The 16,427-nt window shown below is 42.0% G+C and carries 17 protein-coding genes and 1 pseudogene; 9 read left to right on the forward strand and 9 right to left on the reverse strand.

The features are described from left to right. Positions 1-89, forward strand: a pseudogene (locus tag FTU36_RS13425) (IS5/IS1182 family transposase); the annotation flags it as partial. 64 nt (positions 90-153) lie between these two features. Here FTU36_RS13425 and FTU36_RS13430 read toward each other — a convergent pair. Next, the gene (locus FTU36_RS13430; protein ID WP_373684168.1) at positions 154-459 is read right to left on the reverse strand and encodes a GNAT family N-acetyltransferase; all 306 of its coding nucleotides are present in this window, start codon (positions 457-459) and stop codon (positions 154-156) included. Positions 460-591: 132 nt separating this feature from the next. Between FTU36_RS13430 and FTU36_RS13435 the strand changes: the two genes are divergently transcribed. Both FTU36_RS13435 and FTU36_RS13440 read left to right on the forward strand, forming a co-directional pair. Further along, complete coding sequence (locus FTU36_RS13435; RefSeq protein ID WP_180036059.1) at positions 592-1,785, forward strand: sugar transporter; 1,194 nt, start codon at positions 592-594, stop codon at positions 1,783-1,785. A gap of 302 nt (positions 1,786-2,087) precedes the next feature. Continuing rightward, complete coding sequence (locus FTU36_RS13440; RefSeq protein ID WP_078189519.1) at positions 2,088-3,053, forward strand: TerC family protein; 966 nt, start codon at positions 2,088-2,090, stop codon at positions 3,051-3,053. A gap of 64 nt (positions 3,054-3,117) precedes the next feature. Here FTU36_RS13440 and FTU36_RS13445 read toward each other — a convergent pair whose 3' ends face one another. Beyond that, positions 3,118-3,690: a nucleotidyltransferase family protein gene (locus FTU36_RS13445; RefSeq protein ID WP_257224864.1), complete on the reverse strand. Its 573-nt coding sequence runs from the start codon at positions 3,688-3,690 to the stop codon at positions 3,118-3,120. A 272-nt stretch (positions 3,691-3,962) separates the two neighbouring features. Here FTU36_RS13445 and guaD point away from each other — a divergent pair, with 272 nt between their 5' ends. The 3 genes from guaD (at position 3,963) to FTU36_RS13460 (ending at position 6,470) form a co-directional block, all read left to right on the forward strand. After that, complete coding sequence (gene guaD, locus FTU36_RS13450; RefSeq protein ID WP_180036057.1) at positions 3,963-5,279, forward strand: guanine deaminase; 1,317 nt, start codon at positions 3,963-3,965, stop codon at positions 5,277-5,279. A gap of 225 nt (positions 5,280-5,504) precedes the next feature. Beyond that, on the forward strand, positions 5,505-6,032 hold the full coding sequence (gene hpt, locus FTU36_RS13455) for a hypoxanthine phosphoribosyltransferase (RefSeq protein WP_180118251.1): 528 nt from the start codon (positions 5,505-5,507) through the stop codon (positions 6,030-6,032). Between the two features lie 180 nt (positions 6,033-6,212). Continuing rightward, on the forward strand, positions 6,213-6,470 hold the full coding sequence (locus tag FTU36_RS13460) for a GlsB/YeaQ/YmgE family stress response membrane protein (protein WP_180027157.1): 258 nt from the start codon (positions 6,213-6,215) through the stop codon (positions 6,468-6,470). A gap of 81 nt (positions 6,471-6,551) precedes the next feature. On the opposite strand, the gene FTU36_RS13465 is transcribed toward FTU36_RS13460, so the two are convergent. After that, on the reverse strand, positions 6,552-7,250 hold the full coding sequence (locus FTU36_RS13465; protein WP_180118273.1) for a DsbC family protein: 699 nt from the start codon (positions 7,248-7,250) through the stop codon (positions 6,552-6,554). A 113-nt stretch (positions 7,251-7,363) separates the two neighbouring features. Further along, complete coding sequence (gene dmeF, locus FTU36_RS13470) at positions 7,364-8,314, reverse strand: CDF family Co(II)/Ni(II) efflux transporter DmeF (RefSeq protein ID WP_180118253.1); 951 nt, start codon at positions 8,312-8,314, stop codon at positions 7,364-7,366. 56 nt (positions 8,315-8,370) lie between these two features. Between dmeF and FTU36_RS13475 the strand changes: the two genes are divergently transcribed. Beyond that, positions 8,371-8,637, forward strand: a complete 267-nt coding sequence (locus tag FTU36_RS13475; RefSeq protein WP_180009138.1) for a metal/formaldehyde-sensitive transcriptional repressor — start codon at positions 8,371-8,373, stop codon at positions 8,635-8,637. A gap of 148 nt (positions 8,638-8,785) precedes the next feature. Beyond that, positions 8,786-9,928 carry an MFS transporter gene (locus FTU36_RS13480; RefSeq protein ID WP_180118275.1) on the forward strand — a complete coding sequence of 381 codons (1,143 nt, stop codon included), beginning with the start codon at positions 8,786-8,788 and terminating at the stop codon, positions 9,926-9,928. Positions 9,929-10,207: 279 nt separating this feature from the next. Here FTU36_RS13480 and mnmE read toward each other — a convergent pair whose 3' ends face one another. The 5 genes from mnmE to rpmH form a co-directional block, all read right to left on the reverse strand. After that, complete coding sequence (gene mnmE, locus FTU36_RS13485) at positions 10,208-11,563, reverse strand: tRNA uridine-5-carboxymethylaminomethyl(34) synthesis GTPase MnmE (protein ID WP_180118255.1); 1,356 nt, start codon at positions 11,561-11,563, stop codon at positions 10,208-10,210. 92 nt (positions 11,564-11,655) lie between these two features. Next, positions 11,656-13,422 (reverse strand): membrane protein insertase YidC, encoded by a 1,767-nt coding sequence (yidC, locus tag FTU36_RS13490; protein WP_180118258.1) that lies wholly within the window; start codon positions 13,420-13,422, stop codon positions 11,656-11,658. A 5-nt stretch (positions 13,423-13,427) separates the two neighbouring features. Then, positions 13,428-13,748, reverse strand: coding sequence for a membrane protein insertion efficiency factor YidD (gene yidD, locus FTU36_RS13495; protein ID WP_078189510.1), 321 nt, complete (start codon positions 13,746-13,748; stop codon positions 13,428-13,430). Between the two features lie 9 nt (positions 13,749-13,757). Next, positions 13,758-14,150, reverse strand: a complete 393-nt coding sequence (gene rnpA / locus FTU36_RS13500; protein ID WP_078189509.1) for a ribonuclease P protein component — start codon at positions 14,148-14,150, stop codon at positions 13,758-13,760. 31 nt (positions 14,151-14,181) lie between these two features. Next, positions 14,182-14,316 carry a 50S ribosomal protein L34 gene (gene rpmH, locus FTU36_RS13505; protein WP_000831329.1) on the reverse strand — a complete coding sequence of 45 codons (135 nt, stop codon included), beginning with the start codon at positions 14,314-14,316 and terminating at the stop codon, positions 14,182-14,184. A gap of 660 nt (positions 14,317-14,976) precedes the next feature. On the opposite strand from rpmH, the gene dnaA reads away from it, so the two are divergent. After that, positions 14,977-16,362 carry a chromosomal replication initiator protein DnaA gene (gene dnaA / locus FTU36_RS13510; protein ID WP_168379515.1) on the forward strand — a complete coding sequence of 462 codons (1,386 nt, stop codon included), beginning with the start codon at positions 14,977-14,979 and terminating at the stop codon, positions 16,360-16,362. The last annotated feature ends 65 nt before the right edge of the window (positions 16,363-16,427 follow it).

Consider the following 16,427-nt stretch of genomic DNA (forward strand, 5'->3'; position numbering starts at 1 on the left):
GAGGAATTGCCACAAGATACGATAAGCTAAAACGTAACTATCAAAGCGCTGTTGCTTTAGCTTGTATATTTATATGGTTGCCTCTTTAGCTCAATTTATCGGCTGTAAATGTCAACACACCCTAATTCACATCACGCTATACAATTTAGCGTATTAGCGTAGAACATCACGAATCGATTCATCTTTATCAAATACAGATTTTGCAAAAGGGCAGAGCGGAATAATTTTCACGTTCTTTTCCCGAGCAAAATTCACTGCTGCATCGAGGAGATGTCGTCCAACACCTTGTCCTCGCAAGCTGTCACTGACATCGGTATGATCAATAATAAATTTATCATCGCCTGCCCATGAGTAAGTCATCTCTGCCAAACGGTCCCCATCTTGCTCAACAAAAAAAGCTCCTTTTTTTTGATCATCATCTTGTTGTACAAACATCTTAAATTTCCTCCATTTTTTTATAAATTGGCATGTAATGCAGGTCAACTCTGTTGTTTTTGTATTAATTTAAACCGCATGCACAGGGCTTAAATCTGTTCCTGCTCGTGTATAGAGCATAGTAAAATAAGCCACTTTATTTATTTGAAGACACTCATGTCTGCCTCTCCCTCCGAAACGGCTTCTTCTGGCTCTTGGACGGCTGTGATTGCTTTGGCTTTCGCAGCATTTATTTTTAATACCACTGAATTTGTACCTGTCGCTTTACTCAGCGATATTGGCAAAACCTTTAGCTTGGCAGCGACCGATGTCGGCATCATGATTACGCTCTATGCATGGGTGGTTGCTCCGATTTCTTTGCCGATCATGTTATTGACCAAAAATATTGAACGTCGTTCACTCCTGATTTGCTTATTTATGGTGTTTATTGTCAGCCATATTCTGTCGTATTTCGCATGGAGCTTTAATACTTTATTGCTCAGTCGAATTGGCATTGCTTTCTCGCATGCACTTTTTTGGTCAATTACTGCGTCGCTGGCAGTTCGTGTTGCACCGAAAGGCAAAGAATTTCAAGCCTTGGGACTTTTAGCCACAGGCACAGCTTTGGCAATGGTTCTCGGTATTCCGTTTGGGCGTATGGTCGGAGAAGCCTATGGTTGGCGAAATACCTTTGCTCTGATTGGCATTGGCGCCAGTATCGTTTGCCTGATTTTAGCCAAAACGCTGCCGATACTGCCGAGTTTGAACTCTGGCTCGCTGAGCAGCCTAAAACAGTTTATTCGCCGTCCAAGCTTAATGATGGTCTTTGCATTAACCATTATCGTAATTAGCGCGCAATTTACCGCATATAGCTATATCGAACCGTTCTCGCTCAACATTGCTGCATTCAGCTCCATGCAAACCACCACGTTGTTATTAATCTTTGGTGCAGCAGGCTTTCTAGGTTCTTATCTCTTTGGAAAATTTGGTGGGAAATATCCCAAAGTTGCGATTCCTTTAAGTACAGCCACACTGGCTTTATCCATGCTGCTGTTGCTTCCTGTTTCTTTCAGTTTTGCAGGTGTAAGTGCAGTGTGCTTATTGTGGGGCATGAGTATCATTGGATTTAGTCTCGCATTACAGTCAAAGACACTACATCTCGCATCCGACGCCACCGATGTCGCCATGGCTATTTATTCGGGACTTTATAATGTCGGGATTGGCGGTGGTGCACTCTTGGGCGGTATCGTCAGCGTTCATTTCGGTTTGAGTTATATTGGTGTGATCGGAGGAATCATCGCCGTGATCGGCACACTTTTAGCCTTAGCGTTAGTACACCGTGGTGATTTTAACCCTCCTGTGGCACATTAAATGAATTCGCAAATTGCCGATTGCACTTTGTACTAAAAACTGTCATGCTTTGCCGCATATTTGGACAGTGTCCAAAACAAAATTTGAACAAGGGGAGTAGCCTCCTCCAAACGTAAACCTTGTTTTACGTGTCAGAATATCGTCATTACACTTTGCAAAAAGTCGGTATCTGAGCATCGCTGCTGCAAATCATTACAGTACGATGTAGGCAAGACCTTGATCATGTTGTCTCAGGCGTTTTATTTCGTCTGGCAACTGGTCGAGGTTTTTTTATGGCTGGTTGTTAGATGTGGAGAATACACATGGAAACGATTGGCTCATTATGGCTATATCTGGCATTTTTCGGTTTAGTCACCATCATGCTACTCATCGACTTTTTAGGCTTTAAAAATAACAAAGGCCAAGAAATCAAAGTCAAAACCGCTGCCTATTGGAGTATTGCATGGGTCTCTGTGGCTACCTTATTCGGTGGTGCACTGTGGCTCTACTTACAGCAAACCGCTGGTGTCGCTGTTGCAAACACCAAAGTCATGGAATATTTCGCTGGTTATCTGCTCGAAAAATCACTCGCAATTGATAACGTTTTTGTCTGGCTCATGATCTTTGCTGCCTTTGCCATTCCACCTGCTTTGCAGCGTAAACTGTTACTCTACGGTGTCCTTGGTGCAATTGTGCTGCGTACCATCTTTATTTTTATTGGGGCATGGTTCGTTCAAGAATTCTCTTGGGTGCTGTACTTCTTCGGTGCGTTCTTGGTGTATACCGGCTTTAAATTCCTTAAGGGTTCAGACGAAGACGACAAAGATATCGAAGATATGGCAATTTTGAAGTGGCTACGTAAACACATGCGTATTACCCCTCAAATGCATGAAGATAAATTCTTCGTTCGTCAAAATGGTGTCTTGTGGGCAACGCCGCTCTTTTTAGTGTTGATCTTGGTTGAAGCATCGGACGTGATTTTTGCGGTGGACTCAATCCCAGCAATCTTTGCGGTTACCTCTGACCCGTTTATTGTACTGACTGCAAACTTGATGGCGATTTTGGGTCTACGTGCCATGTTCTTCCTCTTGTCTGGTGCTGCATCGAAAATGCATTACTTGCCGTATGGTCTGGGCATTATCCTGGTGTTTATTGGCGCTAAGATGCTGTTGCTCGATGTGTTCCACATGCCAATTTGGATTTCACTCGGCTTTATTGTGGTGACCTTAACCATCACTGCGTGGTTATCGATCCGACACAGCAAGAAGTACCATGAAACCACGCTTTAAAACACTTAGATGATTAAAAGCCTTCTTTCGAGAAGGCTTTTTTATTCTGCAACGAAAACTTGGACTAAGCTTCAGGCGTCATCAAGAGTTTGAGTTTCGGCCAGCGCTGTAAAAATTGTTTTTGCTGCACACGCTGCAAAAAAGTCGCCTGACTGACTAAGCGTGGGTTCCAGCGGACATTTAACTCAAATAAATCATCTAAGCCCAAAGGAGCAATCAGCTGTATTTGCTGTTGATCATCCAATTTAACAGCGATGGCAGTAGCAGTTTCTGGCCACAACGATAGGGCATGCTCAATCGACTTGAGCGCCTGTATCGGCTCACCATTTTCCAAGCGATACCACTGGTGTACTGTCGCTTGGTTGGTGACATCCCAATGAATGTGAGGAAAATCCAACTGCATCTGCTGTTGAATTCTTTGACCCTGTGTTCCATCATCATGTTCCGCATAATAAATCACATCCACTTCTGTGCCTTCCAGTGCATAGTTTTGTTGATGTCGCTGTGACCAAATCAAATTACGAACTACGCCTGCAGCCAAATAAGCCTGTGTATCTATGGCATACAGGGCATGTAAAATCTGCATGATGCCTTGATGCTGAAGCAGGTTATGCTTTAATTGGTCTGAATAGCTCATGTTCACTAAAGGGTTCATTATCGTTTTTTAAAGGGCGCTCTTGAGATCAATATAGCAAGCGTTGCGACTCATGGTCTTTATTCATTCATCGATGCAATGTATACAGCTCAATGCTTTTGTATTATTCAAATCAAATACAATGAACAAAAAAACAGAATCACTCATAAACATCTGTTCTATTTTTTAGAACACATTTTCACAATTACTCTAACGGTATTTTGAACCAAATTGGGCTACAATCAACCGAAAAAATTCTAAACTGCAGGTATGTCATGTCTTCTGTTATCGCATCTACAGCGATCCGTGGTCGCTTTCTAGATATTCAGAATACAGTTGCCCAAGCACGTGAAATTCACGACCAAGTGCGCTATTTCGAAGATGGTTTGCTGATTACGCAAGCCGGAAAAATTCAATGGTTCGGTCCATGGTCTGAGGGACAACACCATCTCCCAGATCAGGTTGACGTACAGCATTATCCAGATCAATTGATTGTTCCGGGTTTCATCGACACCCACATCCATTATCCACAAACGGAAATGATGGGGGCTTATGGTGAACAACTGCTGGAATGGCTTGATACTTATACCTTCCCAACCGAAATCCAATTTGAAGATCCGGCTTATGCAGAGCAAATTGCACAGTTCTTCGTAAACGAGTTACTCAAAAACGGAACCACAACAGCCTTGGTTTTTTGTACCGTTCATCCACAATCGGTCGATGCTTTATTTAAGGCTGCAGAACAGCATCAGATGCGCTTAATTGCCGGTAAAGTGATGATGGATCGACATGCACCTGAAGCATTATGTGACACTGCAGAGAGTGGCTATAACGACTCCAAAGCACTCATCGAAAAGTGGCATGGCAAGGGCCGTAACCTTTATGCCATCACGCCTCGCTTTGCCCCAACCTCAACGCCTGAACAATTGGCACGGGCAGGGGAGCTAAAAGCCGAGTATCCTGATGTTTATGTACATACGCATTTGAGTGAAAATAAAAATGAAATTGCGTGGGTCAAATCATTATTCCCTGAGCAAAACGGCTATTTAGACGTTTATCATCATTATGGTCTGACCGGATCACGTTCCGTGTTTGCACACTGTGTGCATTTGGAAGATGCTGAATGGGACTGTATGCATCAGACCAACTCTGCCATTGCGTTTTGTCCAACCTCGAATTTGTTCTTAGGCAGTGGTTTATTTCCATTAAAGAAAACATGGGAAAAACAGGTGAAAGTCGGCTTAGGCACAGACATTGGTGCAGGCACCTCATTTAACCAACTACAAACCATCAATGAAGCCTACAAAGTTCAACAACTTCAAGGCGATAAACTGTCCGCATTTGAAGCGCTGTACCATGCCACGTTAGGGGGAGCAAAAGCCTTAGACCTACAGGACAAACTTGGAAACTTTGATTTAGGCAAAGAAGCAGATTTTGTGGTGCTCGATTTAAATGCCACGGCTTTACAAGCCTTACGTCAACAACGTGCCAAAAATCTGGAAGATGCTTTATTTGCCCTCATGCTGATGGGTGATGATCGTAATATCCATGCCACCTATGTGTTTGGACAATGTGCGTATGTCAAAGCATAAAACGGCTCGACCGAGACGAAAAACAGCGTTGAAAATTGGACTGATTGCCGTCGCTTGTTTGTGCTTACTCAAGCGTGACAGCACTTCCAAGAAAAACTGATTACATTTTCAACGGCAAAAAAGATGCATCTGCGAGCCAGATGTATTAAAATTGGTTCATCTTTAGAGGTGTTGCAAGTCAACACCTTTTTTATTTTTTTGATTTGCTTTTTTAGGTATCTACCCATGTCTGTTCAAATGAGCGTACTGATTTCCACTGAAGAAATTCAAGCTAAAGTGAAAGAGCTTGGCGTAAAAATTGATGCACACTATGCTAACAGCGACAAAGAGTTGGTGTTAATCGGTCTTTTACGCGGTTCTGTTATTTTTATGGCTGACCTTTGCCGCGCAATTTCAAAACCGCATGAACTCGACTTCATGACCGTTTCAAGTTATGGCGGTGGGACCGTATCTACTCGTGATGTAAAAATCTTAAAAGACTTAGACGGCGACATTAAAGATAAAGATGTCTTGGTGGTTGAAGATATTATCGATTCAGGAAATACCTTAAGCAAAGTTTTAGAAATTTTACAGACGCGCAATCCAAATTCAATCGAGCTTTGTACTTTGGTTAGCAAGCCTTCACGTCGTGAGATTGAACTCGAAGTGAAATTTTTAGGTTTTGAAGTCGAAGATAAATTTATCGTAGGTTATGGTCTGGACTATGATCAAAAATATCGTCACATTCCATTTATTGGCGAAATTGGTCTCTAAGCAAGATCAGATACTTAAGAGTGGCCGAAGGCCACTTTTTTTTTACTTTTCTTGCTATTTCAGAACAAAAAAACAACAGTTTTTTGCATGTTTAGGCTGTAGCTCAGCTTAGTTTTGATTAAAGATAAAGATTGAACATGTCGTAAAAAACAAATACATGATAACAAAAGGAGAGTTACTATGTGGTCACTCATTGTTGCGATTGTTGTTGGTTTTATTGCTGGTTTAATTGCACGTGCGATCCATCCTGGAGATGACAAAGCGGGTTTCATTATGACCACCCTTCTCGGGATAGCAGGTTCCTTACTTGCGACCTATGGCGGACGTTTATTAGGTCTATATGGAGAAAATTCTGCCGCTGGATTTATCGCTTCCGTCATTGGTGCGATTATCGTGTTGTTTATCTATAACCTTGTAACGAAAAAAACCCGTGTCTAGTTTTTTTTATAACGCCATTAAAATACCCGCCTATAGACGGGTATTTTTTTAATTGTACTTTATTCATCGTACAGCTTGAAATTATTTAATCTCTTTTAAAATTGATTCTAATTCAGCAGTCGGGTATGCACCTGTTAAAATCGAACCATTAGCAAACACAATTCCCGGTGTACCATTTAATTTTAAGCTTTTTGCTAATTTTAAATTTCGCTCAATCGGGTTTGCACAGCTTTTCGCTGACTTCGGTTGAATTCCCTTATTGATTAAATTATTCCAGGCCATAGCAGGGTTTGACTCACAAAAAATCTGCTTCGATGGCGCCAACGACTGTGGTTTTATCGCTGTGACAAAAGTATAAATGGTCACATCATTGAGTTTTGCCAGTTCTACTTCAAGCTTCTTACAATATGGGCAATTTGGGTCAGAAAAGATCGCGATTTGGCGCTTCCCATTCCCCCTGACTGTTTTAATCGCATCTTGTAATGGAAGTTTATTCCACTCAGTTTTTTGCTGACTGAGGATCAATTGTTTGGTCAGATTTTTTTGATCTTTTAAACGAATCATAGAACCTGCGATCACATAATCCGCATTTTCACTCAAATACAAAACTTGATCTTCAACAAAGCCACTATATATGCCCGGCATTTCGGTACTTTGAATATTCTCAATTTTTAAACTGGGGTGCTTTTCTGCCAAGAGCTTTTGAACCTGTGCCGCATCTGCTAAAGCAAAAGTCGAAAGGGTGGTACTCAACGCCAACGCACATACTTTTTTCAACATAGACAGAACTTCAACATTTAATTGATTGAGCATTCTAAGCCCTAACGTGTGAAAGTTTTGGGCTTTTTTCAGTTCATTACGCAATAGCTACATGCCGTTTCACGTGGAACATATTAAGCTGCATCAGGTGAATTAATTTCAACAGACACATGTACAATTTCTTCATGAATCGACAGCGCTTGACGCACTTCATCTGCGCTCAATGCCTGACTGGTTTCTAAGGCCACAATACATGAAAACTGACCTTTACCCACTTTCCATACATGTAAATCAGTTACATCGACGTCGACAGGTAATTGCATTAAAATCTCTCGAATCTCATCAACGACAGGGTGATCCATTTCCGCATCCAGTAATGTTTGTCCAGTTTCTTTCATCAGCCCAATGGCCCACTTACCAACAAGTACCGCACCAACAATCCCCAATAGCGCATCTAAAAATCCCCAGCCCATCCATTTTCCAGCAAATAAAGCCACAATCGCCAACACAGAAGTCACCGCATCAGCAACCACATGCATGAAGGCTGCTTTCTGATTGAGGTCGTGATGATGATCATGCTGCTCCTCATGGCTATGATGGTGATGGTGATGGTGATGGTGATGGTGATGGTGATGGTCATCATGCAATAACCAAGCACAGATCAAGTTCACCACCAGACCTAAAATCGCAATAGGGATTGCTTCGTTATAATGAATTTGGACCGGGTTGAATAAGCGTTCCACCGAATGAAAAGCCATAAATGCAGCAACGACCATCAATAATATCGCGCTGCTATAGCCCGCTAAAATTTCAATTTTCCAAGTTCCAAAGCTAAAACGAGCGTCTTGAGCATAGTGGCGTGCCGCACGATAGGCAAAATAGGCCAAGCCTAATGCCAACATATGTGAACTCATATGCCAGCCATCTGCCAATAATGCCATCGAATTAAAAATCCAACCGCCAATGACTTCTAACAACATCATGACTGCCGTTAAAATAGTGGCAATTAAGATCCGTTTTTGTGCGAGTGGATTACCTTCATCAAATTGATGATGATGAATTCGGATGGATGGGGAAGTTTTCATTAGGTTCTATGCTTAAATATACTCCCCCATAGTATATTTATTTTCGGGAGAAAGTGTTGAGTCATTTACATCAGGACAAAAAGATTTTAAATCGGGTTAAACGTCTACAAGGTCAGGTCAATGCGGTTGAACTGGCTTTACAGCAACCCGAAGCAGGGTGTATTGAGGTATTACAACAGGTTGCGGCCATCAAAGGTGCTGTAAATGGATTAATGAATGAATTAATCGAAGCACATTTACGCCATCATGTATTGCCTCAAGATGTTGAAATCAATGAAGCAGAACTGGAAGAATTTGTAAAACTGCTTAAACGCTATGGATAACGTTACAACTGTGATTTGACCATAGAAAACAATCGGCATTAAACTGAGCCCATATTTCCTTCTTTCTCATGCAGCACAATATTGACCCTATTGACTGTACCTCTGCGACTTTAAAATGACCACATCTCCCTCTTGGCGACCATTTATCATGGTGAGCCTTGCACTCTGTATGGGCACTATTGGTACAGCGCTAGCTAGTCCTCTGTATCCCATTTATCAACAACTTTGGGGACTGCTGCCGAGTCATATCACCTATATCTTTGTTGCCTACATGTTTGGTTGCCTAGCGACCTTGCTGTTTTTAGGTCGTACCAGTAATAGTTTTGGTTTTTTAAGAACCCTGCAAATCGGTATGGCGTGCATCATCTTGGGTTTAAGCTTGTCGGTGTTTGCCAGTAATGCGCTGTGGTTATCTATCGGGCGCTTTATTATCGGCATTGCCTCGGGTTTAATTAGTACCTCAGCTATGCTTGGCATGGTCTATACCATTCCTGAACAGCATAAAAATAATGCTCCGCAGCTGAGTTCAATCATAACTGTGATTGGTTTTGGTCTTGGCCCATTTATTGGTGGGGTGATCGCTCAGTTCTCTGAACAGCCTTTAATTACCCCTTATATCCCTGTGATCTTTGGGGGTTTGGCGTGTTTAATAGGGTTATTTTTTATTCGCACACCGAATTTTGAGCCACAGCCTTTTTCAGTGGCACCACATTTGGAATTGCCTGAAAAACGTGATCATTCACGATTTTATATCGCCGGACTGACCGCCTTTTGTGCCTTTGGCTCCTTCAGCTTATTTGCATCACTCGCACCCTCTTTCGTCAAAGATGCAATCCCATGGCATGGCCCTTTGGTCAGTGGTAGTGCCATTGCAAGTATCTTGCTGGTTTCCGCTGTCGTGCAATTTATGGCGAAATCGATTCCTTCTGCAAAATGTGTCAATGCCGGCTTAATAGTGTTAATACTGAGCTATGCGCTCCTTGCGCTATGTATGACCCAACACTGGAGTGCATTGTTTTTTATTAGCGATATTTTAGTCGGTGTAGGGCATGGTCTAGGGCTTTTAGGCGCATTTGGCTTAGTTCATCAAATGACCAACAATCAAAACCGTGCTGCGGTGATCTCGACCTATTTGTTTATCGGATATTTAGGAACCATTATTCCAATTATTGCGGCTGGTTATTTATCTGATCATTTTGGCTTGATGGTCGGTGTTTTAGGTTTTTGTATTGGCGTAGGTTTATTGTGTATCGGCTTATTGCTTTGGCACCGTAGTCTGAACACCAATTAACCACGGATCGTATTCAAGAAGCATCTTGTATTAGGTGCTTCTTAAACCCAAAAACAATTAAGAAACCCTATAAAAATCAATAATTTTAAATTAAACCTTTGTGTGGTGTGATTCATTTGAGAATCTAAGGGATGAAAATGAAAGATGTGCTGAGATCGATCTTTAACATCATTTTTGGTTCAAATCCACGCTAAAGCCATGCAAAAAAGCACGATGTTTTCGAATATCGTGCTTTGGATGGATCTATCCATAGGTGAAATGAGGAGCTCAATCGTTTTATTACTTGCCAATACAGAATGATCCAAAAATCTTCCCTAGCAAATCATCCGCACTGAAATCGCCGGTAATTTCACCTAAGGCATTTTGCGCCAAACGTAGAGATTCAGCCACCAACTCACCCGCATGATAAACCACCAACTGCTCACGTGCTTCTGCAAGATAGCGCTGAGTGCGCTTCATTGCGTCTAAATGGCGTGTTCGAGCAATAAAGGTATCTTCCTCTGGTTGAAAGCCTGCATGCGCTGTAATCGCATCAATAAGCGCTTGAACGCCAGTTTCTTGTTTAGCCGAAACGCGAATATGTCGAAAACCGTTTAAATCGGTCATTTCTGCGGTAGATCCCGTCAAATCGCATTTATTACCAATCAACATCAAACGCTTCGGTTCGATATGATCGGCAAAGTACGCTTGAGCCAATAGCAGTGGATCTTCGCCTTGACTTAAGTCATAGACCAAAAGTAACAAGTCAGCTTGCTCAATTTCTTTAATTGCGCGACGAATCCCTTCTTTTTCGACGATATCACCGGTTTCACGTAAACCAGCGGTATCGGTCAAGGTAATCGGCAAACCATTGAGGCTGATTTTTTCATGTAAAACATCACGTGTCGTACCGGCAATATCCGTCACAATCGCACGTTCCACACCCGCCAAAGCATTGAGTAGAGATGACTTACCTGCATTGGGTTTACCTGCAATCACCACTTGTAAACCTTCACGTAGTAACTGACCTTGACGAGCAGACTGCTGTACAGCATGGACCGAGCTTGCCACTTCATCCAATAAGCCCAAAATCTTACCATCTGCCAAAAAATCGATTTCTTCTTCAGGAAAATCAATCGCTGCTTCCACATGCAAACGCAAATGGATAAGTTTTTCTAGCACCGTATTGACCTTGCTCGAAAAGGCACCTTGTAATGAACGTACCGCAGAACGTGCCGCCGCTTGCGAGGTAGCATCAATCAAGTCGGCAATCGCCTCGGCTTGCACCAAGTCCATTTTGCCATTTTCAAAGGCGCGCATCGAAAATTCGCCCGCTTTCGCAGCAATAGCACCTAATTCTAGCAACCGCGCCAATAATGCATTTTGAATAACGGGTCCGCCATGACCTTGAAGTTCCACCACATCCTCCCCCGTAAAGGAGTGCGGATTTGGAAAGCAAATCACCAAACCTTCATCCATGATTTCATTCGATGCATCATAAAACTTACGGAAACCAGCAAAACGAGCTTGAGGCAGGGATTTCTGCGTTAATGCTTCTGCAATGGCATAAGATTTGGGACCAGACAGGCGAATCACGCCGACACCACCACGACCCGGCGGTGTGGCAATTGCTGCGATGGTGGTTCGGTTTAACATAAAATTCACCTAAAAATTTTCAAACGACAGATAAAGAAAAATCCGCTTAAGATTACCATCTTAAGCGGATTTATTCAGCCCATCAGCAATGCTTAGTTTGCTGAGTCAGCCGCTTCTCGTTTTAAACGGTCTTTTTCAACTGATTTGTTAATCAAACCTTGTTGAAGAATAGTAATACTGTTGTTACAGATCCAGTAAAGCACAAGGCCCGCAGGGAAGAACAACATAAATACCGTAAAGATCACTGGCATGATTTTGAAGACTTTCGCCTGCATTGGATCAGCCGGTTGTGGGTTCAAACTTTGCTGAATGAACATGGTTAAGCCCATTAATAGCGGCAAAATAAACCATGGATCCATCGCAGATAAATCTTGAATCCAACCTAACCATGGCGCATGACGTAGTTCAACGGACTCCATCAATACCCAGTACAAAGCAAGGAAGATCGGCATTTGGAGCAATAACGGCAAGCAACCCGACAGTGGATTCACTTGTTCACGTTTGTACAATGCCATCATTTCTTGCGAGAAGCGCATACGGTCTTCACCGAACTCTTCTTTCATACGTTGCATTTCAGGTGCAATCACACGCATTTTCGCCATAGAACGGTAGCTCTTCGACGACAATGGCCACAAGATCAGTTTCACTAGAATCGTCAATAAAATAATTGACCAACCCCAGTTACCCACTAAACCATGGAAGAATTGTAGGCCTAAGAACAACAATTTCGCGATTGGCCATAACCAACCATAGTCTACAGTTTGGTTCAAACCAACAGCCAAATCTTTCAATTCAGACTGAATTTTTGGACCTGAATAGAACGTTGCATCTACTTCTGCCACAGTTCCTGCAGGAACATTGATTGCAGGCGATGTGAACTGAATAATGTTCATATCATCGGTAGATTTACGTGACTCAAATTTCGCAGCGTAGGGTTGACCATTAGCTTGCGTTAATTTGATCTGTCCAGGAATCCATGCACTCACGAAGTAATGCTGAACCATTGCAACCCAACCGCCAGTTGCTTCAACATTCAATTTTTCTTCATTGAAGTTGGCAAATTTAAGTTTGTTGTAATGTTCTTCAGGCGAACCCCATGCACCACCAAGGAATGTACCTAAAGTGAAAATACCTTGATCAGATTTGCCTGGATCTTCAGAGTTGTCGCGTTTAAGCTGACCAAACATCTGACCTTGCCAGTTCTGAGCACTGCGGTTCACGATTTTATGATTCACGACAACAGGGTATTCACCTTCAGTGAAGTTAAAGGTTTTAATAACCTCTACACCATCTGCTGTTTTATAAACCATCGGTACTGACAAAACTTTTGCTGTTTGTCCATCTTTACCCTTCACAGTTTTTGCGTCATTTAACGTATATGAAGATTTTTCAATCTCATACGTCGGACGTCCTTTCGGATTGCTGTCCGGGCCATTGAGACCAATTAAGCCAGACTGAGCAACATAAGTCCGTTTTGCATCGCTTTCAAGCATTACAAACGGTTCGTCGCTGTCTTTATTTTTGTCATGATTGAGTAATTCAATACGAACAATATCGCCACCCTTTGGATTAATCCAAAGATGGTAAAGGTCAGTTTGTACTGAAATTAACTGTTGACTAACAGGTGCAGTGGCATCTGTTGTTTGTTGTGTAGCAGCATTATTTGCTTGCGGCACATCAGTAGCAGCCGTAGCTGTCTGGCCATTTGGTAAATCGGCAGATACTTCATGCGTTACCACCGCAGCATTTTGCTGAGGTTTTTGTTCCGCATGTCCATAATCTTTCTGCCAAGCCAAAATGAGCAAATATGCGACAACAAACATGGCCCCTAGAATTGCAATCCTGGCCCATTGTTGCATAGGTATTACCCCAAGTGGTTAGAGTGATTTTGGTTCAATAAACGTTCACGAAAGGGTACAGCAACGTGAAGCGTTTGAGAATCTATTTGCTGAAATGAAATAAAACGAATTGCTTTTGATGGAACAGGATCATAGCCTGAACCGCCCCAAGGATGACAACGGCAAATACGCTGAACAGCTAGACACACTCCACGTACAGCACCATGTTGATGGACTGCTTCCAAAGAATATTGAGAACATGTTGGAATATAACGACAGCGTGGTCCCAATAAAGGACTAATCGCAATCTGATAGAAACGAATGAGCCAATGCAGTAAACGAACCATTGGTCATCTCTACGCTTGTGGGGAGGTAGCTATTTTTTTATGCTTATTTGCAAGGCGCTGCAATTTTTGCCAAGCAAATTGTAATTGCTGATGCAACTCTGCATTCGGTACCGCCTCTATGCCCATTTTTGGCATAACGACAATATCTAATACATTAGACTGCTGTTGATGCAGGCGAAAACTTTCGCGTGCAAGTCGTTTTACTCGATTTCTTTCATGTGCGCGGCGCACTTTTTTCTTAGCAACAACAATACCCAAACGGCTATTCGGCTGTTCGGAGATTTTTGCTAGAAATAAGAAATGGGGTTGATGCACTTTAAAAAGCGCACCATCGAACACACTTTTATAATCGGCAGCACAGTGTATTCGCACATCTGTGCTAAAGCCGTAAAGTGTTGTCATAACACCCAAGTCTTGACAGTCTTAACTGAAATTAAACAGTTAAGCTGTGACGACCTTTTGCACGACGACGCGCTAATACTTGACGGCCAGCTTTAGTAGCCATGCGAGCACGGAAACCATGAACGCGTTTACGTTTCAACTCAGAAGGTTGGAAAGTACGTTTCATATCGAAACTCCACAAATGATCTTTCAGTAAAGGTTCGCGATTTTAGTGCTCATTGCTTGAGCTGTCAATGAAAAACACGCTTTCTTTCAAAATCTAGGCTGTGATATATCAAGATAATATAAGGATTAGAAATCAGTCAGAAAGTTTTAAATTAAAATATTCACAAACTAAATCATTGTATATATTAATTATTTAAGTTATCTTCAAGTTTACTCACAGATTTATCCACAACCTCAAATTTGTTAATTGGTTTTTATGAATTTAAATTTGAATTTAAACCAACCCTCGAGTTATCCCCAGAATGGGTCGATCTTATAAATAAATTCAAATTTTAAAATTTAAATTTATTACTATTAGTGTTGATATTTTCTGTGGAAAACGCATTTTTAGATTTAAAAAACAAATAATTATATTGTGGATAACGATGTTTTTATAATTTTGATAGTTTGTGGATAACTTTGTGCTACAATTTATCCACAGCTTGCGGATAAACTTATCCACACGTGATTTAAATTTAAATTTAAACTCAATTTGCGTTTTTTTGATCGATTTCGACTGATTTGTTCATGACAGATGTGGATAAGATGGTTAGAATGGCTGCCCGCTTAGGCGGGGTTGAATTATTTTTTTACGTACAATGGACTGAAATAGGGGTTTCACATGCTTTGGACAGACTGCTTAACTCGCTTGCGACAAGAGCTTTCAGGAAATGTCTATACAATGTGGATACGCCCACTGGTGGCAGAAGATGCAGGTGATAGTCTAAAACTCTATGCACCGAATCCGTATTGGACACGCTATATTCAAGAGCACCATTTAGAACTGATTTCAATTTTAGCGGAACAGTTGTCTGAAGGTCGGGTACGTAAAGTCGAGATTTTGGTCGATTCACGGCCTGGTGCAATTTTATCTGCAGCTGAGCAACCTGCAACAACCACCGCAGCATTAGAGTCAACGCCACAAGTGTCGGCACCAACACGTCCTAAAAAAGAAAAAGAAGAGACGTCTTCAAAAAATAACCGTAAGCGTCAGCTTAACCCATTATTTACCTTTTCCTTGTTTGTTGAAGGTCGTTCCAATCAGATGGCGGCAGAAACCTGTCGTAAAGTCTTGACGCAGCCCGGTGCTTCGCAACATAACCCGTTATTTTTATATGGACCGACTGGTTTAGGTAAAACCCATTTAATGCAAGCCGTAGGTAATGCATTATTGCAAGCGAAGCCGAATGCACGTGTGATGTACATGACGGCTGAAAGTTTTGTACAAGACTTTGTGAGCTCGTTACAGCAAGGTAAGGTCGAAGAATTTAAGAAAAACTGTCGTTCGTTAGATTTGTTATTGGTGGATGATATTCATTTGTTGGCGGGTAAAGAGGCCAGCTTGGTTGAGTTTTTCTATACCTTCAACGCGTTATTAGATGAATCTAAGCAAATCATTTTAACCTCAGATCGTTATCCAAAAGAACTGACTGAACTTGATCCACGTTTGGTTTCACGTTTTTCGTGGGGCTTATCGGTGGGTGTTGAACCGCCTGATATTGAAACCCGTATTGAAATTTTACTGAAAAAAGCGGAAAGCAATGGGGTGGAACTTCCACGGAATTGTGCGTTGTTTATTGCTCAACAAGTGGTTGCCAATGTCCGTGAACTAGAAGGTGCGCTGAATAAAGTCGTAGCCATTTCTCGTTTTAAAGGCACCCCAATCGATCTAGATGTGGTGCGTGAATCGTTAAAAGATGTGTTGGCAATTCGTGCGCGCACCATCAGCACGGAAAATATTCAGCGTGTGGTGAGTGAATATTTCCGTATTCCACTGAAAGAATTGATTGGTCCAAAACGTACACGCATTTATGCACGTCCACGTCAGTTGGCTATGGGGCTAGCACGTGAGCTGACAGGGGATAGTTTTCCTGAAATTGGTATGGCTTTTGGTAATCGTGACCACAGTACTGTGATGCATGCCTGTGAAAAAGTACAAAGCCTGCGTGAAGAAGATCCAATCTTCAATGAGGACTATAAAAACTTGCAACGTCTGCTGCAAAGTTAAGTCTTTTCGTTCAAATTCTGTTCTTGCAATGCGGTATATTCTGCCGCATAGTACACTGCTAAAAA

Source organism: Acinetobacter sp. YH12096, assembly GCF_013419215.1.
Taxonomy (GTDB): domain Bacteria; phylum Pseudomonadota; class Gammaproteobacteria; order Pseudomonadales; family Moraxellaceae; genus Acinetobacter; species Acinetobacter amyesii.